Origin of the sequence: Streptomyces sp. NPDC002896 (assembly GCF_040295225.1) — a bacterium.
Classification (GTDB): Bacteria; Actinomycetota; Actinomycetes; order Streptomycetales; family Streptomycetaceae; genus Streptomyces.
The window spans coordinates 57783-80523 of the sequence record NZ_JBEOVA010000016.1 but is presented as its reverse complement, the minus strand read 5'-3'; the positions used below and the strand labels follow the sequence as shown (position 1 = coordinate 80523).

16 protein-coding genes and 1 tRNA gene are annotated in these 22741 nt (G+C 70.6%); 4 read left to right on the top strand and 13 right to left on the bottom strand.

Features of this window, described 5'->3' with window-relative positions:
• Positions 1-34 precede the first annotated feature (34 nt).
• Positions 35-1924 (bottom strand): AMP-dependent synthetase/ligase, encoded by a 1890-nt coding sequence (locus ABT009_RS27820; RefSeq protein WP_351300507.1) that lies wholly within the window; start codon positions 1922-1924, stop codon positions 35-37.
• A 401-nt stretch (positions 1925-2325) separates the two neighbouring features.
• Positions 2326-4197 (bottom strand): translation elongation factor 4, encoded by a 1872-nt coding sequence (gene lepA / locus ABT009_RS27815; protein WP_351300504.1) that lies wholly within the window; start codon positions 4195-4197, stop codon positions 2326-2328.
• A 241-nt stretch (positions 4198-4438) separates the two neighbouring features.
• Here lepA and rpsT point away from each other — a divergent pair, with 241 nt between their 5' ends.
• Positions 4439-4705: a 30S ribosomal protein S20 gene (gene rpsT / locus ABT009_RS27810; RefSeq protein ID WP_030042978.1), complete on the top strand. Its 267-nt coding sequence runs from the start codon at positions 4439-4441 to the stop codon at positions 4703-4705.
• A gap of 922 nt (positions 4706-5627) precedes the next feature.
• Here the strand turns inward: rpsT and holA are convergent.
• The 8 genes from holA to leuS all read right to left on the bottom strand — a co-directional run bounded on the left by holA (position 5628) and on the right by leuS (position 17105).
• The gene (gene holA / locus ABT009_RS27805) at positions 5628-6623 is read right to left on the bottom strand and encodes a DNA polymerase III subunit delta (protein ID WP_351300500.1); all 996 of its coding nucleotides are present in this window, start codon (positions 6621-6623) and stop codon (positions 5628-5630) included.
• 82 nt (positions 6624-6705) lie between these two features.
• Positions 6706-6951 (bottom strand): hypothetical protein, encoded by a 246-nt coding sequence (locus tag ABT009_RS27800; RefSeq protein WP_351300497.1) that lies wholly within the window; start codon positions 6949-6951, stop codon positions 6706-6708.
• A gap of 49 nt (positions 6952-7000) precedes the next feature.
• Positions 7001-7882, bottom strand: a complete 882-nt coding sequence (locus tag ABT009_RS27795) for a YceI family protein (RefSeq protein WP_351300494.1) — start codon at positions 7880-7882, stop codon at positions 7001-7003.
• A gap of 140 nt (positions 7883-8022) precedes the next feature.
• Complete coding sequence (locus tag ABT009_RS27790) at positions 8023-10698, bottom strand: ComEC/Rec2 family competence protein (protein ID WP_351300779.1); 2676 nt, start codon at positions 10696-10698, stop codon at positions 8023-8025.
• 146 nt (positions 10699-10844) lie between these two features.
• Positions 10845-12047, bottom strand: a complete 1203-nt coding sequence (locus ABT009_RS27785) for a ComEA family DNA-binding protein (RefSeq protein WP_351300491.1) — start codon at positions 12045-12047, stop codon at positions 10845-10847.
• A 159-nt stretch (positions 12048-12206) separates the two neighbouring features.
• Positions 12207-13052, bottom strand: a complete 846-nt coding sequence (locus ABT009_RS27780) for a DegV family protein (RefSeq protein WP_351300489.1) — start codon at positions 13050-13052, stop codon at positions 12207-12209.
• A gap of 216 nt (positions 13053-13268) precedes the next feature.
• On the bottom strand, positions 13269-14036 hold the full coding sequence (locus ABT009_RS27775; RefSeq protein ID WP_351300486.1) for a hypothetical protein: 768 nt from the start codon (positions 14034-14036) through the stop codon (positions 13269-13271).
• A 162-nt stretch (positions 14037-14198) separates the two neighbouring features.
• Complete coding sequence (gene leuS, locus ABT009_RS27770) at positions 14199-17105, bottom strand: leucine--tRNA ligase (protein WP_351300483.1); 2907 nt, start codon at positions 17103-17105, stop codon at positions 14199-14201.
• A 432-nt stretch (positions 17106-17537) separates the two neighbouring features.
• On the opposite strand from leuS, the gene ABT009_RS27765 reads away from it, so the two are divergent.
• Positions 17538-19028: a ferric reductase-like transmembrane domain-containing protein gene (locus ABT009_RS27765; protein WP_502989969.1), complete on the top strand. Its 1491-nt coding sequence runs from the start codon at positions 17538-17540 to the stop codon at positions 19026-19028.
• Positions 19025-20635, top strand: coding sequence for an NADH-ubiquinone oxidoreductase-F iron-sulfur binding region domain-containing protein (locus tag ABT009_RS27760; RefSeq protein WP_351300478.1), 1611 nt, complete (start codon positions 19025-19027; stop codon positions 20633-20635). Before ABT009_RS27765 ends, ABT009_RS27760 begins: the two co-directional genes overlap by 4 nt.
• A 219-nt stretch (positions 20636-20854) precedes the next feature.
• Here ABT009_RS27760 and ABT009_RS27755 read toward each other — a convergent pair.
• A tRNA-Ala gene (locus tag ABT009_RS27755) sits at positions 20855-20927 on the bottom strand.
• Between the two features lie 113 nt (positions 20928-21040).
• Between ABT009_RS27755 and ABT009_RS27750 the strand changes: the two genes are divergently transcribed.
• The gene (locus ABT009_RS27750) at positions 21041-22261 is read left to right on the top strand and encodes a glycosyltransferase 87 family protein (RefSeq protein WP_351300476.1); all 1221 of its coding nucleotides are present in this window, start codon (positions 21041-21043) and stop codon (positions 22259-22261) included.
• Here the strand turns inward: ABT009_RS27750 and ABT009_RS27745 are convergent.
• Together ABT009_RS27745 and ABT009_RS27740 are read right to left on the bottom strand one after the other, a co-directional pair.
• Positions 22230-22463, bottom strand: coding sequence for a hypothetical protein (locus ABT009_RS27745; RefSeq protein ID WP_016643127.1), 234 nt, complete (start codon positions 22461-22463; stop codon positions 22230-22232). The genes ABT009_RS27750 and ABT009_RS27745 overlap by 32 nt on opposite strands.
• A 3-nt stretch (positions 22464-22466) precedes the next feature.
• Positions 22467-22721 (bottom strand): hypothetical protein, encoded by a 255-nt coding sequence (locus ABT009_RS27740; protein ID WP_351300812.1) that lies wholly within the window; start codon positions 22719-22721, stop codon positions 22467-22469.
• Positions 22722-22741: the final 20 nt, after the last annotated feature.

Here is a 22741-nt window from a genome sequence, read left to right as displayed (position 1 = left end):
CGCCCATCAGGCGCCCGAGCCGCCCACCGTACGGTCACGCCTCCCGCGCCCCCGCGTACATCTCATCAATGAGGTGCTGATACTCCCGCTCAACAACCGGCCGCTTGAGCTTCAGACTGGGCGTCAACTCCCCGTGCTCGACGTCCAGATCCCGCGGCAGCAACTTGAACTTCTTGATGGTCTGCCAGCGCTGCAGCCCCTCGTTCAGCTGCCTGACGTACCCGTCGATGAGCTCGACCGTCTCCGGCGCCGCGACCACCTCGGCGTACGACTTGCCGGCCAGGCCGTTGTCCTTGGCCCAGCCGAGGACCGCGGCCTCGTCGAGCGCGATCAGCGCACTGCAGAAGTTCCGGTCGGCGCCGAGCACCACGATGTTGGAGGTGTACGGGCACACCGCCTTGAAGTGGCCCTCGATCTCGGTCGGCGCGATGTACTTGCCGCCGGACGTCTTGAAGAGGTCCTTCTTGCGGTCGGTGATCTTCAGGTACCCGTCCGGGGACAGCTCGCCGATGTCGCCGGTGTGGAACCAGCCGTCCGGCTCGAGGACCTCGGCGGTCTTCTCGGGCAGCCCGTGGTAGCCCTCCATGATGCCCGGGCCACGCAGCAGGATCTCGCCGTCCTCCGCGATGCGCACCTCGCAGCCGGGCAGCGGCTTGCCGACCGTGCCGGTGCGGTACGCCTCACCGGGGTTGACGAAGGACGCGGCGCTGGACTCGGTGAGTCCGTAGCCCTCCAGGATGTGGATGCCGGCGCCGGCGAAGAAGTAGCCGATCTCGGGCGCCAGCGCGACCGAGCCGGAGACGCACGCGCGCAGCCGGCCGCCGAAGGCCTCCCGCAGCTTCGCGTACACGAGCGCGTCGGCGATCTTGTGCTTGGCGGAAAGGCCGAAGGGCGCCGAAGCGGCACCGGTGCGGCGGAAGTTGTCCTGGGTGACCTTGGCGTACTCGCGGGCGACCTCGGCCGCCCACTGGAAGATCTTGTACTTGGCCGGGCCGCCCGCACGGGCCTTCGCGGCGACGCCGTTGTAGACCTTCTCGAAGATGCGCGGCACCGCGGCCATGTACGTCGGCTGCACGACCGGCAGATTCTCGATGATCTTGTCGACCCGGCCGTCGACGGCGGTGACGTGCCCGACCTCGATCTGGCCGCTGGTCAGCACCTTGCCGAAGACGTGCGCGAGCGGCAGCCAGAGGTACTGCACGTCGTCGGCCGTGACCAGGCCGGTCGCCGCGATGGCCTTCGCCATGTACGACCAGTTGTCCTGCGGCAGTCGCACACCCTTGGGACGGCCGGTGGTGCCCGACGTGTAGATCAGTGTCGCAAGCTGGTCGGCGGTGATCGCCGAGACCTTCTTCTTGATCAGGTCCGGGTTCTTCTCCAGGTACGCGGCGCCGCGTACCTCCAGCTCGGCGAGCGTGAGGACCCAGCCCTCGGGGTCGTCGTCGGAGGGCTCGACACCCTTCGGGTCGATCACCACGACATGTGTGAGGTCCGGCAGCTCGGGGCGCTTCTCGCGCGCCTTGGCGAGCTGCGCGGCGTCCTCGGCGATCAGCACCCGGCTGTCCGAGTCGGACAGGATGAAGGCGGACTCCTCGGCGTTCGTCTGCGGATAGACGGTCGTCGTCGCCGCACCCGCACAGAGGATGCCGAGGTCGGAGAGGATCCACTCGACCCGGGTCGAGGAGGCGAGAGCCACCCGCTCCTCCGGCTGCACGCCCAGCTCGATCAGTCCGGCCGCGATGGCGTAGACCCGGTCGGCCGCCTCCGCCCAGCTCAGCGACTTCCAGTCGTCCGGCCCCTCACCGGAGGCCGGCGGCACGGGATAGCGGTAGGCCTCGGCGTCCGGTGTGGCCGCCACGCGCTCCAAGAAGAGAGTCGCCACGGACGGCGGTCGGTTCTCGATCAGGGTCTGTGTGTCGCTCACGACATCCTCCGGGCCCGCGGCAGTGCGTCTCCACTGACTCACAGTGCGTGCGACTGACTAGTGCGGCTGGTGTTGTTTAACTCACGAGTAACCATCGAGCAGTGATCAGGGTAGAGCGGAGAGGCCCCGCACGTAAGAGGCCACGGCCTGTCACTTCCTACAGAGACGGGGCATGCCCTGCGGAGAGAGGGCGTGCCCCACGGAGGGGGAGCGCGACGGGAGCCACGCAACGACGAACTCACGACACAGGGCATATACGCCCACATATACGGACGGGCCCGTCGCGCCGTGGTGGCGCGCCGGACCCTCCCCCAGTGCCTTAAGGGCCTGGGAGGTACCCCCGCCTCGTCCTGATGCCCGGCCGTGGGCCGGTGTCTGACCCCGGCCCCGGTCTCTCGGCCCTACTTCTTGCCCTTGGACTGGCCGCTGTCGTCGCTGGACAGCACCGCGATGAAGGCCTCCTGCGGGACCTCCACGGAGCCGACCATCTTCATCCGCTTCTTGCCTTCCTTCTGCTTCTCCAGCAGCTTCCGCTTACGGGAGATGTCACCGCCGTAGCACTTGGCGAGGACGTCCTTGCGGATGGCGCGGATGGTCTCGCGGGCGATGACCCGGGAGCCGATGGCGGCCTGGACGGGCACCTCGAACGCCTGCCGCGGGATTAGCTCCTTGAGCTTGGCGACGAGCCGCACCCCGTAGGCGTATGCCTGGTCCCGGTGCGTGATTGCGGAGAACGCGTCGACCTTGTCGCCGTGCAGCAGGATGTCGACCTTGACGAGGTGGGCCGTCTGCTCGCCCGTGGGCTCGTAGTCGAGGGACGCGTAGCCGCGGGTCTTGGACTTCAGCTGGTCGAAGAAGTCGAAGACGATCTCGGCGAGCGGCAGCGTGTAGCGGATCTCGACGCGGTCCTCGGAGAGGTAGTCCATGCCGAGCATCACGCCGCGCCGGCTCTGGCAGAGCTCCATGATCGAGCCGATGAACTCGGACGGGGCGAGGATCGTCGCCCGTACGACCGGCTCGTAGACCTCCCCGATCTTGCCCTCCGGGAACTCGCTCGGGTTGGTGACGATGTGCTCGCTGCCGTCCTCCATGATCACGCGGTAGACCACGTTGGGCGCGGTGGCGATCAGGTCGAGCCCGAACTCGCGCTCCAGGCGCTCACGGATCACGTCCAGGTGCAGCAGGCCCAGGAAGCCGACGCGGAAGCCGAAGCCGAGCGCGGCCGAAGTCTCCGGCTCGTAGACGAGGGCTGCGTCGTTGAGCTGCAGCTTGTCGAGGGCGTCGCGCAGCTCGGGGTAGTCCGAACCGTCGAGGGGATACAGCCCGGAGAACACCATGGGCTTCGGGTCCTTGTAGCCGCCGAGCGCCTCGGTGGCCCCCTTGGACTGCTGGGTGATCGTGTCACCCACCTTGGACTGCCGGACGTCCTTCACACCGGTGATCAGGTAACCGACCTCGCCGACGCCGAGGCCATCCGCGGGCAGCATCTCGGGCGAGTTCGTCCCGATCTCGAGAAGCTCATGGGTCGCGCCCGTCGACATCATCCGGATCCGCTCACGCTTGTTGAGCTGGCCGTCGACGACTCGTACGTACGTCACGACGCCGCGGTAGGAGTCGTAGACCGAGTCGAAGATCATCGCGCGGGCGGGGGCGTCGGCCACGCCGACCGGGGCCGGGATCTCGGCGACGACCTTGTCCAGCAGCGCCTCCACACCCAGGCCGGTCTTGGCGGAGACCTTCAGCACGTCCTCGGGCTCGCAGCCGACCAGGTTGGCGAGCTCCTCGGAGAACTTCTCCGGCTGCGCGGCCGGCAGGTCGATCTTGTTGAGGACCGGGATGATCGTGAGGTCGTTCTCCATCGCCAGATACAGGTTGGCGAGGGTCTGCGCCTCGATGCCCTGGGCCGCGTCGACCAGCAGGACCGTGCCCTCACAGGCCGCGAGGGACCGGGAAACCTCATACGTGAAGTCGACGTGCCCGGGGGTGTCGATCATGTTGAGGATGTGGGTCCGGCCCTGGCTGTCGCCCGTGGTGGGCGCCCAGGGCAGCCGCACGGCCTGGGACTTGATCGTGATACCGCGCTCGCGCTCGATGTCCATACGGTCGAGGTACTGAGCGCGCATCTGCCGCTGCTCGACCACACCGGTCAGCTGGAGCATCCGGTCGGCGAGCGTGGACTTGCCGTGGTCGATGTGCGCGATGATGCAGAAATTGCGGATCAGAGCCGGGTCTGTACGGCTCGGCTCGGGCACATGGTCAGTGATCGCGGGCACGCAGGGTCCTGTCTCTTGAGGCGCCTGTCGCCTCGGGTCGGATCAAGTCGGATCAATACGCAGGTTCCATGGTCCCACGGGCCGGGCAGTGCGACGGGTTTGGGCCGCCAGGGGAGCCACTGGTAACGTGGGCAGCTGTGTCTCATGCCTTCTCAGCGCGAGGCACGAAGCAAGACTAGGAAGAGAAATCACCGGTACGGGACCTGCACGGCTCCGTGCCTGAACCTGAAAAGGCTCATTCGTGGCGAACATCAAGTCCCAGATCAAGCGGATCAAGACCAACGAGAAGGCTCGGCTGCGCAACAAGGCCGTCAAGTCCTCCCTGAAGACCGCGATCCGCAAGGCCCGCGAGGCCGCTGCCGCGGGTGACGCCGAGAAGGCCACCGAGTACCAGCGCGCTGCCGCGCGCCAGCTCGACAAGGCCGTCTCGAAGGGCGTCATCCACAAGAACCAGGCCGCCAACAAGAAGTCGGCGCTGGCTTCCAAGGTCGCTTCCCTCAAGGGCTGAGTCGGCTGGGTCCTCGCGACCCATCCCCTGACTTGACCGCCGGAAGGACCCAGAGCGGGCCCTCTCTCATCCGCTCCCGACCGGCCCCCGGCACCGCACGCGGCCTGCGTTCGCCACGCGGGTGCGGCGCCACAACTGCTTGACCCGAAGGCCCCGGCCACCGCCCCTCCCCCGGGCGGCGGCCGGGGCCTTCGGCGTGCGCGGCGTGGTGCCTCCTCTGACGGGCGGCGCCTCTGAGGCTGCCGCCGTCAGAGGGGGGCGCTGGTGGAGGTACGGCTGCCCACCGGTCGGCCCGGCCCGCCCGCGCAACGCCGGAACCGGCCACCGGCCGGCAGCCGCAAGCGGACCGAAGGGGATGTGCCGGGATGTGCGCCCGCAGCGGCTGGCGCGAATTCCGGGCTCGCCCGACGACGTACGGCTCGGCGCCAGACCGAGGACGTACATCCCGGCGCAGCCCCGACCCACCCACCGACACATGGCGCACCAGCCGACGACGACCCGGAGACGCGAACGCCCGACCATCCACCGACAGGCGGCGCACCGGAGCGGACCCGCAGACGACCACGCCCAACCCGCCCACCGACCAGGTGGCGCACGGACCGGACCACAGACGCGAACCACGCAACCCACCCACGACCAGGTGGCGCACCAGAGCGGACCCGCAGACGCACACGCCCAACCCACCCACCGACCAGGTGGCGCAGCAGCCGGCGACGGTCCGCAGACGCCTGGGCGGGCAGACACCCCGATGATGGATAGGCGCGTGACCACGCAGCTGCGTCAGCAGCGCGAGCGACGCGAACAGCGCGAGCAGCGCGGCCAGCGCGAGCAGCGCGGCCAGCGCGAGCAGCGCGGCCAGCGCGAGCAGCGCGGGCTCCCGCAAGGGGCCGCACCCGGGGCCATACCGAAGAGGTACGGCCCCCTACCCCCGCCGGGCCCGCGCGGCCCGAGCGATCGTGACGACGGCCTTCTCGAGGGCGTACTCAGGATCGTCCCCGCCTCCCTTGACACCGGCGTCCGCCTCCGCCACCGCCCGAAGGGCCACCGCAACCCCCTCCGGCGTCCACCCCCGCATCTGCTGCCGCACCCGATCGATCTTCCACGGCGGCATACCCAGCTCTCGAGCGAGATCCGCGGGCCGGCCGCCACGGGCGGCCGACAGCTTTCCGATGGCCCGCACGCCCTGCGCCAGTGCACTCGTGATCATCACGGGTGCGACCCCGGTCGCCAGCGACCAGCGCAGCGCCTCGAGCGCCTCGGCCGCCCGCCCCTCCACGGCACGGTCGGCCACCGTGAAACTGGAGGCCTCTGCGCGGCCCGTGTAGTACCGGCCCACCACGGCCTCGTCGATGGTGCCCTCGACGTCCGCGACCAGCTGTGACACGGCGGATGCCAGCTCCCGCAGATCGCTGCCTATCGCGTCGACCAGCGCCTGGCACGCCTCGGGCGTCGCCGAGCGCCCCAGCGTCCGGAACTCGCCCCGCACGAACGACAACCGGTCCGCCGGCTTGGTCATCTTGGGACAGGCGACCTCCCGCGCACCCACCTTGCGCGCGGCGTCCAGCAGTCCCTTGCCCTTGGCACCGCCCGCATGCAGCAGCACCAGCGTGATCTCCTCGGCCGGAGCGGCCAGATACGCCTTCACATCCTTGACCGTGTCGGCCGACAGATCCTGCGCATTGCGCACGACCACGACCTTGCGCTCGGCGAAGAGCGAGGGGCTCGTCAGCTCCGCGAGCGTGCCGGGCCCGAGCTGGTCCGGGGTGAGGTCACGCACGTCCGTGTCGGCGTCGGCGGCACGGGCCGCAGCCACGACCTGCTGCACGGCACGGTCGAGCAGCAGATCCTCCTGCCCCACGGCAAGCGTGACGGGCGCGAGCGGATCTGCCTGACCGGCGGTTTCAGTCTTCCTTGCCATCGCGCCCAAGCATCCCACGCCCCACTGACAACGCCCTGCGGCATACGCCTACGGACGTCGCCCGCGGCCGCGGGCGACGAGGTCATGGTTCCTCGCGCCACCCGTCCCACTCGCCCGCGAACTCGTCCAGCGCCACGGGGTCGAGCCGGTCCTCGGGGTCCGCCACGACCACGAGCCACTGCGCGTCCTCGGCATCGTCCTCGCCGGCCAGCGCGTCCCTGACGAGCTGCGGCTCCTCGTCCAATCCGAACCGTTCGCCGAACGCCTCGGCCGCCTCCTCCGCGGCATCCCGGTCGGGCAGCACCAGCACATGTCTCACATCACTCACGTGCACATTTTCCGGTACCGCCGAGGGCCTCGATCCGTCGGGCCCTGCCTCACGCCTTGGGCACGACCTGCACATCCAGGTCGATCTTGATGCTGGGTCCGACCACCGCGATGCCGCGCGTGAGCATCGTCTGCCAGCTGATCGTGAAGTCGTCGCGGTGCAGCTCGGTGGTGGCGCGGCACGCGGCCCGCGTCTCGCCCTCCATGCCGGTGCCGACACCGAGATACTCGGTGTCGAGCGTGACCGTGCGGGTCACGCCGTGCAACGAGAGCGCACCGGTGATCGCCCACCGGCTGCCGCCCTTGTGTACGAACCGGTCGCTGTAGAACTCGAGCACCGGAAAGCGGTCCACATCAAGGAAGTCGGCCGACCGCAGGTGATCGTCGCGCATCTTGACATTGGTGTCGATGGAGGAGGCATCGATGACCACATGCATGGCGGAGTGCTCGATGCGCTCGGCTATGCGTATGACGCCCGCGAACGTGTTGAACCGGCCGTGGATACGGGCCAGCCCGATGTGCCGCGCGGTGAAGCCGATCGAGGAGTGCGCCGGCTCGATCTCCCAGTCCCCGGGCTGCGGCAGCACTGGGAGCTGGGCGACCTGCAGTGTGACATCGCCGAGCGAGGCGTGCGCGCTCTCCCCGACCGATGCGTTCCCGTGGTACGGAGTGAAGCCCTCCGCCGAGACCGCCAGGCGGTAGTCGCCGGCCGGTACGGTCGCGACGAAGGAGCCGAACGGGTCAGTGCTTCCGCTGACCACCGTGCGTCCCATTACGTCATTGATGGCGAACTCGGCGTTCAGCACGGGCTCGCTCACCGGGTCGAGCACCCGGCAACTGACCACACCGGCCGAGGGCGGCACCTGCGCCGCGGAGAAAGGACCCGAGCGCAGAGCCCGATTTGTGTGACTTCCCCGCCGACGGCCGAACATGCCCAACATCCCCCTGTGCGACTTGCCTCACCCTTATCGAGGATGCATTCGACCACCGATGCGGCATTCGAGGCAACACACGCTCACATTACGGGAATGCAGCGGATGTAATGCGAGCTGGCACGAGTAATCCGAATTCATCACTGCAGTTGCCGTTTCTTCAGGTGAGAGGTGGTTTCTCCGGGTAGCACCCGCAGCCACGCCGCAATCACGGCCACGACGTGAGCCTCAGGCCCTCTGCCCGGCCCTTGTCCCGGCGGTGCGCGAGCCTCACGGCCGGTCGTCGGCCCTGCCTCGGCGGCCGCCCACATCAGTCCCTCGGCCACCGCGCCCACAACGGCCAACGCCCCGTTCCTGTCCGTTCGGAGCACCGTGGCGCCCCCGCTCTGCAGCGCCGCGACGGTGCTTGGGGAAGGATGCCCATACGGGTTGTCCTCGCCGCACGAGATGAGGGCCAGCCGTGGAGCGGCGCGACGCAGGAGCACCGGGTCCTGGTACGCCGAACCGTGATGGGCCACCTTCAGCACGTCCACGCGCGGCAGCCGGACACCCGCAGGAGTCCGCAGCAACGCCCGCTGCGCAGGCGGTTCGAGGTCGCCGAGAAGCAGCATGGTCAGCCCTGCGGTGCGTACGAGCAGCGTGACGCTGGCGTCGTTCGGGCCCTCCGGCACGGGCGCCGGGCGCGGTGGAGGCCACAGCACCTGCCACTCGAGGGAGCCCGTGCGCCGCCGCTCGCCCGCCACGGCCCGGGTCACCGGAATGTGCCGGACAGCGGCCTGTCTGCGAACGAACTCGGCTTGGTCGGACGGCTCCTGAAATCCGGTCGTCTCGATCGCCCCGACCGAACGCCCACGCAACACCCCGGGCAGCCCAGCCACATGGTCGGCATGGAAGTGGGTCAGCACTACGAGCGGAATGCGAGTGATCCCGAGCGAGCGCAGGCAACGGTCGGCCAGCACCGGGTCGGGCCCGGCATCGACGACCACTCCGCTGCCGTGACCTGCGGAGAGCACGGCGGCGTCCCCCTGGCCCACGTCGCACATCACCAGACGCCAGCCGGGTGGCGGCCAACCGGTGATCACCCGGGTCAGCGACGGCGGTTGCACCACCACGAGCAGGAGCAGCAGGGCACAGGCCACGACCCACCAGGGGTGCCTCACCAGCCGCCGGCCCACCAGCACGAGCACGGCCGTGGCGAGGGCGAGCAGCAGCCCGCCGCTCCAGCCGCCCGGCCAGTCCACTCCGTTCCCCGGCAGTGCCGCTCCGGTGCGGGCGATCTTCGCGACCCACCCGGTGGGCCAACTCGCGTACCAGGAGAGCGCCTTGGCGAGGGGCATAGCCACGGGTGCCGCCGCCAGCGCGGCGAATCCCAGCACCGTGGCAGGAGCCACCGCGAACTCCGCCAGCAGATTGCAGGGCACCGCCACCAGACTCACCCGCGCAGCCAGTACCGCCACGACCGGGGCACACACCGCTTGGGCGGCAGCCGCCGCGGCAAGGGCCTCGGCCGCTCGCGGCGGCACACCGCGGCTCCTGAGTGCCGCACTCCACCGCGGGGCGACGGTGAGCAGGGCGCCAGTGGCCAGTACGGAGAGCAGGAAGCCGTAACTGCGCGACAGCCACGGGTCGTACAGCACGAGAAGCAGCACCGCCGCGGCCAGCGCGGGAATCAGGGAACGACGGCGCCCGGTGCCGATCGCCAGCAGCGCGATGCCTCCACAGGCCGCCGCCCGCAACACGCTCGGGTCCGGCCTGCACACAATGACAAAACACAGGGCCAAAACCCCGCCGAGCAGCGCGGTCGCTCGCAGCGGAATGCCGAGGCGTGGAGCGAGACCGCCTCTCTCCGCCCTGTGAGCCCTTCCGGGCGGTCCGATCAGCAGGGCCAGCAGAATCGTGAAATTGGCCCCGCTGACAGCAAGCAGATGCGTCAGATCAGTCGCCCTGAAGGCATCCTGCAGGTCGGCCGGTACGCGGGAGGTGTCCCCCACCACGAGTCCCGGCGGCAGCCCGTCCGTGGCCTCGCGCAGCCCGCCGCGCAGCTTTCCGGCGAACCGCTGCAGCCCGGACGGTGCTCCCACGACGTGGGGGACTTCGCCTCCGTTCACCCGCATCACCGCCGCGATCCGTCCGCTGTCGGCGAGCGGCGGCGCGAGCCGCGCCTGCACACGCAGTCGTGTCGAGGGCAGCAGAGCAAGCCAGGGCAAGCTGCCGGGGTCCCGCGCCGTGGGCGGGCCCGTGGAATGAGACCTGCCGGAATCCGGTGGGGTGGGCGGGATCGCGTTGGCGATCAGGAGAACCGGTGTGCGTGTCGACGTCTCCATGCCGTCCGCCGTCACGACGCGGAGCACCCGGGCGTCGATGACCACACTGGTGGGTGCCAGGTGATCCCCCGTGACGCGTGGTCTGGTGAGGCGCGGGTCCGAGCTGACTTCCAGCTCCGCCGTCACCTCGGCGTATCGCGCCGCCAAGGCGGGGACGGGACCACGGCGTACGTCGGCCCCGTGGAGAGCGGCCGAGGCGGTGGATGCCGCCGTGCAGAGAAGGACCGCGGCCACCGAGAGGCGTCCCCAAGCGCGCCGGGATCCAGCGGGGCGCGCCTGCCTCCTCACCGTGCCCACCACCCCTGGCAGCAGCAACACCCCGGCTGCCACAGCGCAGAATCCCACCGCAAGTGCCGCCCAGCCCGGAGACGCACCCAGCGCGAGGGCCGCCGCCGCCCACGCCGCGAGCGCGGGCGCCACGAGGCGGAGGTCCAGAGGCCCTTCCTGACGCGGATGGGCCACACCGAGCCGGTTCCCGGACGCGGCGTGCACCGCCTGGCGAGGGGGCTGTGGGGGTGCCGTGCCGACCGAGGCGACGGACGCAGGCGGTGGTGCCGTGCCGGCCGAGGGGATGGACGCCGTCGCGCCGCTCGTGGACACGTGCCCTCGCGTGCCGCGCGTGCGAACTGCCCGGCCCCTCATGGCCCCACGAGATTCTGCAGGTCGGCGAAGCGTCGGTCGCCGATGCCGTTGACCTCTCGGAGCTCGTCGACGGAGCGGAAACCGCCGTGCTGGGTGCGGTAGTCGATGATGTGCTGTGCCAGCACAGGACCGACGCCCGGCAGCGTGTCCAGTTGTTCCGCCGTGGCCGTGTTGAGGCTGACGGGACCGGCGGCGGCAGCGCCGGGGCCGACCCCTGCTGCACCTGCACCCGGTACGGCAGGCCCTCCACCCGCGGCGCCCGGGGGCACCCCGACGACGACCTGCTCGCCGTCCATGAGGAGGCGCGCCCGATTGAGTCCGCCGATGTCCGTGCCGGGGCGGACACCGCCCGCCGCCCGCAGCGCGTCCGCAACCCTGGAGCCGGCGGGCAGCTCGTGGATTCCGGGATTGCGCACCTTCCCGCTGACGTCGACGACGATCGCTGCACCGCCTCCGTCCGGGACGGCACCTGCCGTCGCCCCTGCGCCCGCCCCGGCCGAGGCGTCCGGCACCGCTTCCTCACCGCCGGCCGGGGCCTCGGCGCGCACCACGTCAGGCACGCGCACCGGCTCCGTCCGCCCGGTCCAGAAGTGCTGCACCGCGAAGACCGCTGCAGCGACGAGGACCACTGCGAGCGCCGCCACGCTGCGCCGCTCGAGACCGCACCTCAACTGCAGCCACAGCGGAAGCCGTTCCCGTAAGGCAAGCACGGCCCGCCCCCGCCACGACGGCTCCGCGCGTTCCGCGTCCCCCGTGGAGCCGGCAGTGTCCTCCACCGCGCCCGGACCATCCGGCCCTCCACCAGGCGCACCATGTGGCCTTCCGCCAGGCGCAGCATCCGGCCCGCCACCAGGCGCAGCGGCAGGCGCGCGAGCAGGCGCTAGACCAGCAGAAGCAGAACCATTGCCAGCCGGCACCCCGGACGGCGGGCCATGCTCCGGATCCCCCCGACCCCGCCGCCCTTCCTGTTCCGCCTCCGCGAACAGCGCCTCCGCCCGAAGGCGCAACATCTCAGCCGAGGCGCGACGGCGGCCGACTCGCCCCCGCCCGTACCCGTAGCCGTAGCCGCGGCCTTGGCTGTAGCCGTAACCGTGAGATCGGCTGCGGCGTCGCCGTGCCCGGACATCGGAGGCGGGCCCGCGGCCCGGCCCACTCGTGGCGACAGGGGTCCTGTGACTGGAAGGTGATCGAAGTCCCATGGCCGCGAAGCTATGCCTCGCGAGAGCAACCGGCTGATCTTGCTCGAATCCCGTGGATTACCCAGCAGTTGTGGATAACTCCGTCACCCATAAGGGGCGCCTGAGCGTCGGCTCACTACGGGCCGGGCGCCCACGCGCCCATTCTCCACGTCCCACCCCTCACCGAGGCGAAACGACAACCCCCAGCAGCCCAGGTCCCGTATGGGCCCCGATCACCGCACCCACCTCGCTCACATGCAGGTCGGCTACCCCGGGCACCCGCTGCCGCAGCCTCTCCGCGAGCGCCGATGCCCGTTCCGGCGCCGCCAGATGGTGGACGGCGATGTCGACGCGGCCCGTTCCGGCTCGCTCGGCCACGACCTCCTCGAGCCGGGCGATCGCCTTGGACGCGGTCCGCACCTTCTCCAGGAGCTCGATGCGGCCGCCGTCGAGCTTCAGCAGCGGCTTCACGGCGAGAGCCGATCCGAGAAGCGCCTGTGCGGCACCGATCCGTCCGCCGCGGCGCAGATAGTCGAGCGTGTCGACGTAGAAGTACGCGTACGTGCCCTTGGCCCGCTTCTCGGCGGCCGCGACCGCCTCGTCGACCGTGCCGCCGGCCGCCGCGGTTTCGGCCGCCGACAGGGCGCAGAAGCCGAGGGCCATGGCGACCATGCCCGTGTCCACGACGCGCACGGGCACAGACGCTCCCACCGCGGCGAGCACGGCGGCGTCGTAAGTCCCCGACAGCTCAGAGGACAGATGCAGTGAGACGATCCCCGTGGCCCCAGCCTCAGCGACCTTGCGATACGTCTCGGCGAAGACCTCCGGGCTGGGCCGGGAAGTGGTCACGGGCCGCCGCTCCTGCAGCGCCTGGGCCAGGGAACGTGCCGAGATCTCGGTGCCCTCGTCAAGCGCCTGGTCTCCCAGAACCACCGTCACAGGAACCGCTGTGATGCCGTGGCGCTCCATCGTCGGCTGCGGCAGGTAGGCCGTGGAATCCGTGACGATGGCGACATGGCGGGACATGAGCTGGAGATTACCTGTCGGGGCGCCCGGGCGGCAGCCCGGCCCCACGGGCCTTGCGGCCGGATCACCCACCGGCATGCTGCAGGACCGGCCTCGGGCCTTCTGCCCGATCGCCGCGACGGCACACGCGGAACGAGCCACGGCGGCATACGGATTCACTCACCGGCCGCAGCGGAACAGGACCCCACCGCATGAGACACCAGCCGTCCGCCCGCATCAAGTCGTGTTCTCGGGACGGGCCTTCTTCTGCCACGAGTACGTGAACCGCGGGCCTGGAGGTGTGATCGCGGGCCGCGTCGGCTCCTGGTCCGCCGCCGCCGACGAGTCCGGCCAGGTCTGTTCGGAGGCTGCCCGTTCCGGCCCCGGGGCCTCCGGCCACGAGGCGGCCGTACGCGACGCCGGCCCCGGCGACGCCCCCGCATGCCGCGGCTGCTCCGGCTCCGTCGTCCAGTGCCGCAGAGCGCCCGCCTCCACGTCGATCTGGGCGCTCAGCGACTCCAGGTCGTCGTCCGCGAAGCGGCGCGCACGGTCCCGCGCAGCCCAGCGCAGCGCGTCCGCCGACTTGGTGATGCGCTCCGTACGCTCCCGCAGCGCGGGCAGCCGCTCGGAGAGGCGGGCTTTGTCCGGCTCGCTCTCCAGCCGCTTGAGCTCGTCGTCCAGCTCGTGGCCATGGACGCTGAGCCGCTCGAAGAGGCCGAGGGACTCCTTGAGCGAGGCGTCCTCGGCCACGGCCGCGTGCAGCGCGTCCTGGGTGGCCCGCATCGAGGTGCGCAGGTCCAGCCGGAGCTGGGCCAGCTCACCCACCGCGCCGGGCTGTGCCAGCGTCCTCGCACGCAGCGTGGTGTCCTCCACCGTGCGGCGGGCCTGGGTGATCGTGCGGTCCACGCCGCGCTTCGCGGCGCCGACGACCTTCACCGTGGCGTACCCGGCCACCACCAGGAACAGCACGAAGATCAGCGCCACGACTGCGATCACGGCTTCCATGACGCTCCTCCCAGGACCTGTGCCGGTTCTCCCACGGTAAACGGAAGAGGCAGGCCGAGGGTTCCTGTGGAACCCCCAACCTGCCCGTAGGGGACTACCCCGACCCGCTCACGCAGGGACGATGTGCAGCCACCCCGATCCGCAGCCCGCGTTTACGCAGCGTCACGCCGGAACGATGTTGACCAGCTTCGGCGCCCGCACGATCACCTTGCGGATGCCCGCACCGCCCAGCGCCGCCACGACCTTCTCGTCACCCAGGGCCACCTTCTCGAGCTCCTCGTCGGAGATCGACGGGGAGACGTCCAGGCGGGCCTTGACCTTGCCCTTGACCTGCACGACGCAGGTCACGGTCTCGTCCACGACGTACACCGGGTCGGCGACCGGGAAGTCCTCGTGGACGACCGAGTCGGCGTGGCCCAGCCTGCGCCACAGCTCCTCGGCGACGTGCGGGGCCAGCGGCGCGACCAGCAGCACCAGGCGCTCGGCGACCGACCGCGGCACCGGGCCCCCCGCCTTGGTCAGGTGGTTGTTCAGCTCGGTGACCTTGGCGATGGCGGTGTTGAAGCGCATGCCCTCCAGGTCCTGGCGCACGCCGTCGATCGCCTTGTGCAGGGCGCGCAGCGTGTCCTCGTCGATGTCGGACTCCGCCACGTCGACGACGGTGACGTCTCCCGTCGTCTCGTCGACGACGTTGCGCCACAGCCGCTGCAGCAGCCGGAACTGGCCCACCACCGCGCGCGTGTCCCACGGCCGCGACACGTCCAGGGGGCCCATCGCCATCTCGTACAGACGCAGCGTGTCCGCGCCGTACTCGGCGCAGATCTCGTCCGGAGTGACCGCGTTCTTCAGGGACTTGCCCATCTTGCCCAGCAGCCGGGAGACCTTCTCGCCCTGGTAGTAGTACGCGCCGTCGCGCTCCTCCACCTCGGCGGCCGGCACCGCGATGCCGCGGCTGTCCCGGTAGACGTAGGCCTGGATCATGCCCTGGTTGAACAGCTTGTGGAACGGCTCCGCCGAGGACACATGCCCCAGATCGAACAGGACCTTCGACCAGAAACGTGCGTACAGCAGGTGCAGTACGGCGTGCTCCGCACCGCCGACGTACAGGTCGACGCCGCCGTGCGGCTGGCCCTCACGCGGACCCATCCAGTACTGCTCGATCTCCGGGTCGACCAGCTTCTCGCTGTTGTGCGGGTCCAGATAGCGCAGCTCGTACCAGCACGAACCGGCCCAGTTGGGCATGGTGTTGGTCTCGCGGCGGTACTTCTTCGGTCCGTCGCCCAGGTCCAGCGTGACGTTGACCCACTCCTCGTTGCGCGACAGCGGGGTCTCGGGCTGGGTGTCGGCGTCGTCCGGGTCGAAGGTGCGCGGCGAGTAGTCCTCGACCTCCGGCAGCTCCAGCGGCAGCATCGACTCAGGCAACGCGTGGGCGACGCCGTCCTCGTCGTAGACGATGGGGAACGGCTCGCCCCAGTAACGCTGGCGGCTGAACAGCCAGTCGCGCAGCCGGAAGTTGACGGTGCCCTGGCCGATGCCCTTGCGCTCCAGCCACTCGGTGATGCGCGCCTTGGCCTCGACGACGCCCAGGCCGTCCAGCGAGATGTCGTCGTTGGAGGAGTTGACGATCTTCGCGTCGTACGAGGCGAAGGCGTCCTCCCACGTCGACGTGTCGGTGCCGCGGCCGTCGGTCGGCTCGACGATGCAGTGGATCGGCAGCTCGAAGGCGCGCGCGAACTCGAAGTCGCGCTGGTCGCCGGCCGGGACGGCCATGATCGCGCCGGTGCCGTAGCCCATCAGGACGTAGTCGGCGATGAAGACCGGGACCTGGTCGCCGTTGACCGGGTTGGTCGCGTACGCGCCGATGAAGACGCCGGTCTTGTCCTTGGCCTCGGCCTGCCGCTCGACGTCGGACTTCGAGGCGGCCTGCGCACGGTAGGCGGCGACGGCCTCGGCCGGGGTCGCGTGGCCGCCGGTCCACACGTCGTGGGTGCCCTCCGGCCAGGCGGCCGGGGTGAACTTCTCGACCAGCGGATGCTCGGGGGCCAGCACCATGTAGGTCGCGCCGAACAGGGTGTCCGGGCGCGTCGTGAAGACCGTGATGCGCTCGCCGTCGATGGGGAAGTCGACGCGGGCGCCCTCGGACCGCCCGATCCAGTTGCGCTGCTGCAGCTTGATGGCCTCGGGCCAGTCCAGCGCTTCCAGGTCGTCAAGCAGCCGGTCGGCGTAGGCCGTGATGCGCATGTTCCACTGGCGCAGCTTGGCCTTGAAGACGGGGTAGTTGCCGCGCTCGGAGCGCCCGTCGGCGGTGACTTCCTCGTTGGCCAGCACGGTGCCCAGGCCCGGGCACCAGTTGACGGGCGCGTCCGAGGCGTACGCCAGGCGGAACTCGCTCAGGACGTCCGCGCGCTCGGCGGCGGTCAGCTCGTTCCACGCGCGCGTGGTGCCCGGAACGGCACGTTCACCGCTCTCGAACTGGGCGACCAGCTGCTCGATGGGGCGGGCCTTGTCCGCCTCCTCGTCATACCAGGAGTTGAAGATCTGCAGGAAGATCCACTGGGTCCACTTGTAGTAGTCCGGGTCGATCGTGGCGAACGACCGGCGCTTGTCGTGGCCCAGGCCCAGGCGGCGCAGCTGCGCCGTCATGTTCTCGATGTTGGCCTCGGTGGACACCCGCGGGTGCGTGCCCGTCTGCACGGCGTACTGCTCGGCGGGCAGGCCGAAGGCGTCGAAGCCCAGGGTGTGCAGGACGTTGTGGCCCGTCATGCGCTGGAAGCGGGCGAAGACATCCGTAGCGATGTACCCCAGAGGGTGGCCGACGTGCAGCCCCGCACCGGACGGGTACGGGAACATGTCCATGATGAACTTCTTCGGCCTGGCCGCCAGTGCGGGGTCGCCCGCCAGGTCACCCGTGGGGTTGGGGGCCTCGTACGTCCCGTCGGCCTCCCAGAAGTCCTGCCAGCGTGCCTCGATCTCGGCGGCCATGGCGGCCGTGTAGCGGTGCGGCGCGGCCACCTCGGCCGTGGCCCCTCCCACGCCTTCGGCAGCGGGGGAGGAATTCGTCTCGCTCATGATCCTCAAAGCTCCATCGATCGTCTCTGCCAGCGGTCCGGAAGCCGTTCGCAACCGGTTCGGAAACGAAAAAGCCCCTCGCACAGGAGGGGACGCCGCGCCGATTCCGACGGGACTATTCATCCGTCGGCACTGATCAGCGCGGCCCGCTAAGCAGAAGGCGTACGGCACGCATGGCGTCAGGGTACCGCAGCCCTCGCGCGCCCCGCGACGAGCTTCCGCCCGGGCGTGGAACCGTCGGCCACGCGCGCGTGGCGTGCCTCACACCGTTGAAGGGGCGGGCTTCACCCCGCGTACTGCTATCGGGGCAGCAGAAATCCCGGGTTGCCCTTTGATAACAACGCAATAACTCAAACCACGTACCCAACGGTTTGCTGACACCTAGCATGCGGCTGTGGGAACGCTTTGCCGAACCTTTCGGAGTCGCCGCCCATGAACCCTCGTCGCAAGATCCGTTCTCTTCCGCTTCCGAGCCCCACGGCCCGGGGCGGGGTGGCGGCGATGACGCTGCTGCTCATACCCGTGCTCGTGTTCGTTGGAGGTGACGGCTTCCGCGACTTCCTCAACTTCGGCGCGGGCGTCCTGTCACTCGTCTCCCTGACCAGCTCCGTGCTCTGGGGCCTGGTCGCCACGGACCGGCTGTTCCTCAACTCCCGCCAGCGGCTGCTCGCCCAGGCCGTGCACCGCGCGACCGCGGTCGCCGCGCTGGCCTTTCTGCTGCTGCACATCACCGTCAAGCTCGCTCTGGACCACACCACGCTGCTGGCCGCGCTGATCCCGTTCGGACTGGGCTTCACCGGTACGCAGGGCCTCATCGGCTTCGGCTCACTCGCCGCCCTGCTCATGGTGGCGACAGGGCTGACGGGAGCTCTGCGGAGCGCCTTCGCATCGCCGGTCCAGGTGGCCGCCCGCTGGCGCGCGGTCCACATGCTGGCCTATCCCGCCTGGTGCTCGGCGCTGGTCCACGGGCTGTACGCGGGCCGTCCCGCCGCCACCTGGGTGACGATGATGTACTGCCTGGCCCTGGCGGCGGTCATGGGCGCCATCGCACTGCGTGCCGCGCCCCTCCCGGTCAAGCGCCAGGTCGCCGCCCGGATCCTGGCGGTGCTGCAGCCGGACGACAGGGGTCCCCGTGAGTCGCGGGCGCGCCGGGACACGGCGGACGCCCCGCTGCCCGGCACCGATCTGCCCGGCAGCTCGCTGAGCGACACGGCACCGGGTGGTCCGACACGAGGCACGACCCTGGATGGCAGGCCCCTGGGCGACTCCACACTCGGCGGCACGACCACTCTGTCTCGCCCCGAGAGCGCTTTTCGGTCCCCCTCGAACACGCCTCTGCGCGGCATGACACCCCCCTCCCCGCCGCTCTACGAAGCCCCGCCGCGGCCGCGCTCGCACAGCGCGGGCGCCGGAATCTCGGCCGCCTACCGGGCGGTCTCATCGAGCCCCCGCGCGCGGGACGGCCTGCGGCACGACGCGACCGAGCGCTTCGACCTGCCCCTGGACCGCCGTCCGACCGAGACCCTCCCACGCCTCGACGACACCGGAACGACCTCGACGACGAACCGCTGGCCGGCTCCGTCCCCGCCGCCGCCCGGCGAGGCTCCCCCGTCCGCCTTCGGCTCGTCGGACACGTACAGACCGTCCGCCCCCTACCGTCCGTCCGACCCCTACCGCCCGTCCGGCACCTCGTACGGCACGGACCTCTCCCACGGGAGGACCGACGACTCGTACGACCCGTACGAATGGCCCTCCACCGGCGCCTACGACCCCACGTACGACACCCCCCACAACGGCACCCCGTACACGGCTGCTGCCGATCCCGCGTACGACAGCCGCCCCGCCACCGAGCCCCTCCCCGGCACCTTTCAGGCGCCCAGCTCCGGCGAGCCCTGGAACGCCCCCACCGGAGGCATGAAGTGAACGCCGCTCTGCCCGACGTCCCCGAGGTCCGTGTCGTCGGGCTCCCCCAGCTCACCTCCGGCTTCGATCTCGTCGAACGCCTGGACCTCGCCATGCACTTGAAGGTGCACGGCCCGCTCGAGCCGGTGGGCGGTGAGCAGCTCGCCTCGCTCGCGGAGCAGATCTCCCTGAAGGGCCGCGGCGGAGCGGGCTTCCCCTTCGCCAAGAAGCTGCGGGCGGTCGCCGAGTCGGCGATCCGCCGAGGCGTACGTCCCGTGGTGGTCGTGAACGGCAGCGAGGACGAGCCAGCCTGCCGCAAGGACACGGTGCTGATCAACCGTGCCCCGCACCTGATCCTGGACGGCGCCCTGCTGGTCGCCGAGGCACTGGGCGCCCGCACGCTGGTCGTCGGTGTGACCCGCGCCTCCACCGAGGCGTCGATGCAGGCCGCCCTCACCGAGCGCGGCCTCACCAACCGGCGCGGAGCGCCCCTACGCGCGCGCGTGCAGCGTAATCCGGTGCGCATGGTGACCGGCGAGTCCTCGGCGCTGATCCGCTCGGCGGACGGCGGCCCGCCGCTGCCGCCCGGGCGCAAAGTGCGCGCCTCCGACAGCGGCGTCGGCGGCGCGCCCACACTGCTGTCGAACGCCGAGACGTTCGCCCAGCTGGCGGTCGCCGCGCGGATCGGCGCCGACCGCTACCGCAACACCGGCCTCTACGACGAGCCGGGCACGGTGATGCTGACCATCTCCGGCGCGGTCGCCCGCCCCATGGTCGTGGAGGTCCCCACCGGGGTGCCCCTGCGGTACGTACTGCAACTGGCCGGCGCGCCTCCGCTGCCGCAGGGCGTGCTCACCGGCGGCTACCACGGCAAGTGGCTGGACGGGGCCGCCGTGCACGATGCGGTCGTCTCGCGTGCGTCGCTGGACGCTCTCGGGGGTGCCCTCGGCGCGGGCGCCATCCTGCCGATCGGCCCGGAAACCTGCCCGCTAGGCGAGTCGCTTCGGGTGGCGAACTGGCTAGCCGCGGAGAGCGCCGGACAGTGCGGCCCCTGCTACCTCGGCCTCCCCGCGGCGGCCCGGGGGCTCGCGGACATCCTGAACGGCGGCGGCCCGGCCGCTCTGGAGGCCCTGCGCCAGGTCACCAAGGCCGTGAAGCGGCGCGGTGCGTGCAAGCATCCCGACGGCTCGGCCGCCTTCCTGGACTCCACCATCTCGGCCTTCACGGACGATCTCGCGGCACATGTCCTGGGCAGCGGCTGCGGCAGACCTGTCGCGGGTGTCCTGCCGCTCCAGCAGGAGGGCGCCGCTGGCGGAGGCGCCGGAGGCGGAGCCGGCGACGCGCCGACCGGGCAGCGGCTCGCCGTCGACTGGACGCTGTGCCAGGGCCACGGCCTGTGCGCGGACATCGTCCCGGAACTGATCCAGCTGGGTCCTGACGGCTTTCCGTCCCTCGCGGAGGCGTCGGTGCCGCAGTACTCGGCGGCACGCGCCATGCGGGCCGTGCGCCGCTGCCCCGCGCTCGCGCTGCGGATCGAACAGGAGCAGCCGCCTGCTCCGAAGCGCTCCAACCTGCCGGTCCTGCCCCCGGGCGGGGGCCGCCGGGCGCTCGGCAGCGGACGGGGTTGACGCCGGTCAAAGGCCCACAACGAAGGCGCGTCACCCGATTCGGTGGCGCGCCTTTCATGTCCTGCGGCCCTTGCGCCACTTGGTCCCCGCTTCCGGCAACCCCGACTGCCCAAAGGGGTGCGGGTGGCAAAGCCCCCGCAACGCGCGGCGCAGCCGCGCAAAAACGACGAGGGCGACCCTATCCGCGATTTCCGCGGACGCAGGTCGCCCTCGCACTCGTGGAGCTAAGGAGAATTGAACTCCTGACCTCCTGCATGCCATGCAGGCGCTCTACCAACTGAGCTATAGCCCCTTGTAATGTTCCGCCCGGTTTCCCCGGCGGCTCCGCCAACATTACACGGTCATCCCGGTGCATCACCAAATCGTTTCCTGGATGTACCGATAAGGCCGGTACTGTCGGCCTTCGTGACCGTGATCGCGTTCCCCCGCACCCGCCTGCGTGTGCCCGTGGCCGTCGGGGCCTGCCTGGTCTCCTTCACGGCCTTCTGCGTCGCGCAGCGCGTCGCCGACGTCTCGATGATCGATCTGATGGTCTACCGGGCCGAGGGCGAGGCGGTACGCGCCGGCGAGGACCTCTACGCGCTGCGCGCCACCGACGCCCGTCTGCCCACCACGTACCCGCCGTTCGCAGCTCTGTTGTTCACGACGTTGACGCTTCTGGACACGGCGAGCATGCGCCTGCTGGCAACTGCCGGGAACCTCGGGCTTCTGGTCACGTTCGTCTGGCTCACTCTGCGGCTCGTCGGGCACACGCGCGTGGCCGTCGCCTGGTGGATCGCCGCGCTCGCGGTCTGGTGCGAGCCGGTGTGGACGACGCTGCGGTACGGGCAGGTCAACCTGCTGCTGGCCGTACTGGTGCTGTGGGATCTGTCGCGGAGGGACCATCGTCGCTGGGCCGGTGCGGGCATCGGCATCGCGGCTGCGATCAAACTCACACCCGCGCTCTTCATCGTCTTTCTGCTGCTGACGGGCAGCGTGGCAGCGGTACGGCATGGCGCGGCGTGGCCATGGTTGCGGCACGCGTGCGTGGCGGCCGCCTCGTTCGCCGGCGCGACACTGCTCGCGGCGGCCGTCCTGCCGTACGACTCACGCCGTTTCTGGACACGGATGGTCTTCGAGACGGGCCGTGTCGGGCGCACCGAGGACACCGCCAATCAGTCGCTGCGCGGCGTGCTGGCCCGGCTTCTACACACCGCGGATCCCGGCGGCTGGTGGCCTGCGGTCGCCGTGGTCGCCGCGGCGGCGGGTCTGGCGGTCGCCGTGGCCGCGGCGCTGCGCTGCGAACGTGCCTGGGCCGCGTCCGCCTGCGCGGCCACGGGTCTGCTGATCAGCCCCATCTCGTGGTCGCACCATTGGGTGTGGTGCGTGCCCATGGTGGTGCTGCTCGGCAGCGAGGCGGCAGGCCGGGGTCACGGCGGCCGGGCATGCCGGGCCGCGGCCGCCGTCCTGGGTCTGGTCTTCTGTTCGTACGCCCTGTGGTGGGTGCCGCACGGCAGCGGGAGGCCCGAACTGCACCAGAGCGGCGGACAGTTGGCGCTGTCCGCGCTCTACGTGGCAGCCGCCTGTGCCTTTCTGGCGCTCACCGCGCTGAAGGTCACGCGGTGGCGAACGAGTAGAACCGCTTGAGTGTGCAGTGTTCGTCGAGGAGCCGCCCGTAGATGGGCTCGCCCTCGAGCTCGCGGTAGGTCTCGATCGGGTCGCCTTTTATGATCAGCGCCCGCGCGCATTCCTCACACCAGTACTGGTAGTCCGGGTTGACCGGCTCCATGTCGCGGACGATCGGCGTACCGCTGCCGCACCAGTCGCACTTCCGCCTGTGTGCACCCATCGATCAGCTCCAGCTGTGGCCGCAGGCCGTGCACACGAAGGAGACTCCGCCGTTGTCGCCGAGAACCTGGGCGACGTGGGCGGAGCCACAGGACGGGCAGTTGAGGCGGGTTGCGCAGGCCGCGAGGGGAGCGCCGTCACCGCCGGAGGGGGCGCCTTCGTTCGCGGGAGAGGTGGTTTCCGCCCTGAGGAGTGTGGCTCTGTTGGTCAGGTCAGCCACATCGAGGAGGCCGTCCTCCTCGAGGATGCTCGCAGGCATCGCGCTCTCCCTTCAGTCGG

What these genes read in the sequence shown, in the direction of transcription:
- ABT009_RS27740 (WP_351300812.1), bottom strand. Translation starts at nt 22,721, where the DNA reads ATGCCTGCGAGCATCCTCGAGGAGGACGGCCTCCTCGATGTGGCTGAC.
- ABT009_RS27780 (WP_351300489.1), bottom strand. Translation starts at nt 13,052, where the DNA reads ATGTCCCGCCATGTCGCCATCGTCACGGATTCCACGGCCTACCTGCCG.
- holA (WP_351300500.1), bottom strand. Translation starts at nt 6,623, where the DNA reads ATGGCAAGGAAGACTGAAACCGCCGGTCAGGCAGATCCGCTCGCGCCC.
- ABT009_RS27785 (WP_351300491.1), bottom strand. Translation starts at nt 12,047, where the DNA reads ATGGGACTTCGATCACCTTCCAGTCACAGGACCCCTGTCGCCACGAGT.
- ABT009_RS27765 (WP_502989969.1), top strand. Translation starts at nt 17,538, where the DNA reads ATGAACCCTCGTCGCAAGATCCGTTCTCTTCCGCTTCCGAGCCCCACG.
- ABT009_RS27745 (WP_016643127.1), bottom strand. Translation starts at nt 22,463, where the DNA reads ATGGGTGCACACAGGCGGAAGTGCGACTGGTGCGGCAGCGGTACGCCG.
- ABT009_RS27795 (WP_351300494.1), bottom strand. Translation starts at nt 7,882, where the DNA reads ATGTTCGGCCGTCGGCGGGGAAGTCACACAAATCGGGCTCTGCGCTCG.
- leuS (WP_351300483.1), bottom strand. Translation starts at nt 17,105, where the DNA reads ATGAGCGAGACGAATTCCTCCCCCGCTGCCGAAGGCGTGGGAGGGGCC.
- ABT009_RS27775 (WP_351300486.1), bottom strand. Translation starts at nt 14,036, where the DNA reads ATGGAAGCCGTGATCGCAGTCGTGGCGCTGATCTTCGTGCTGTTCCTG.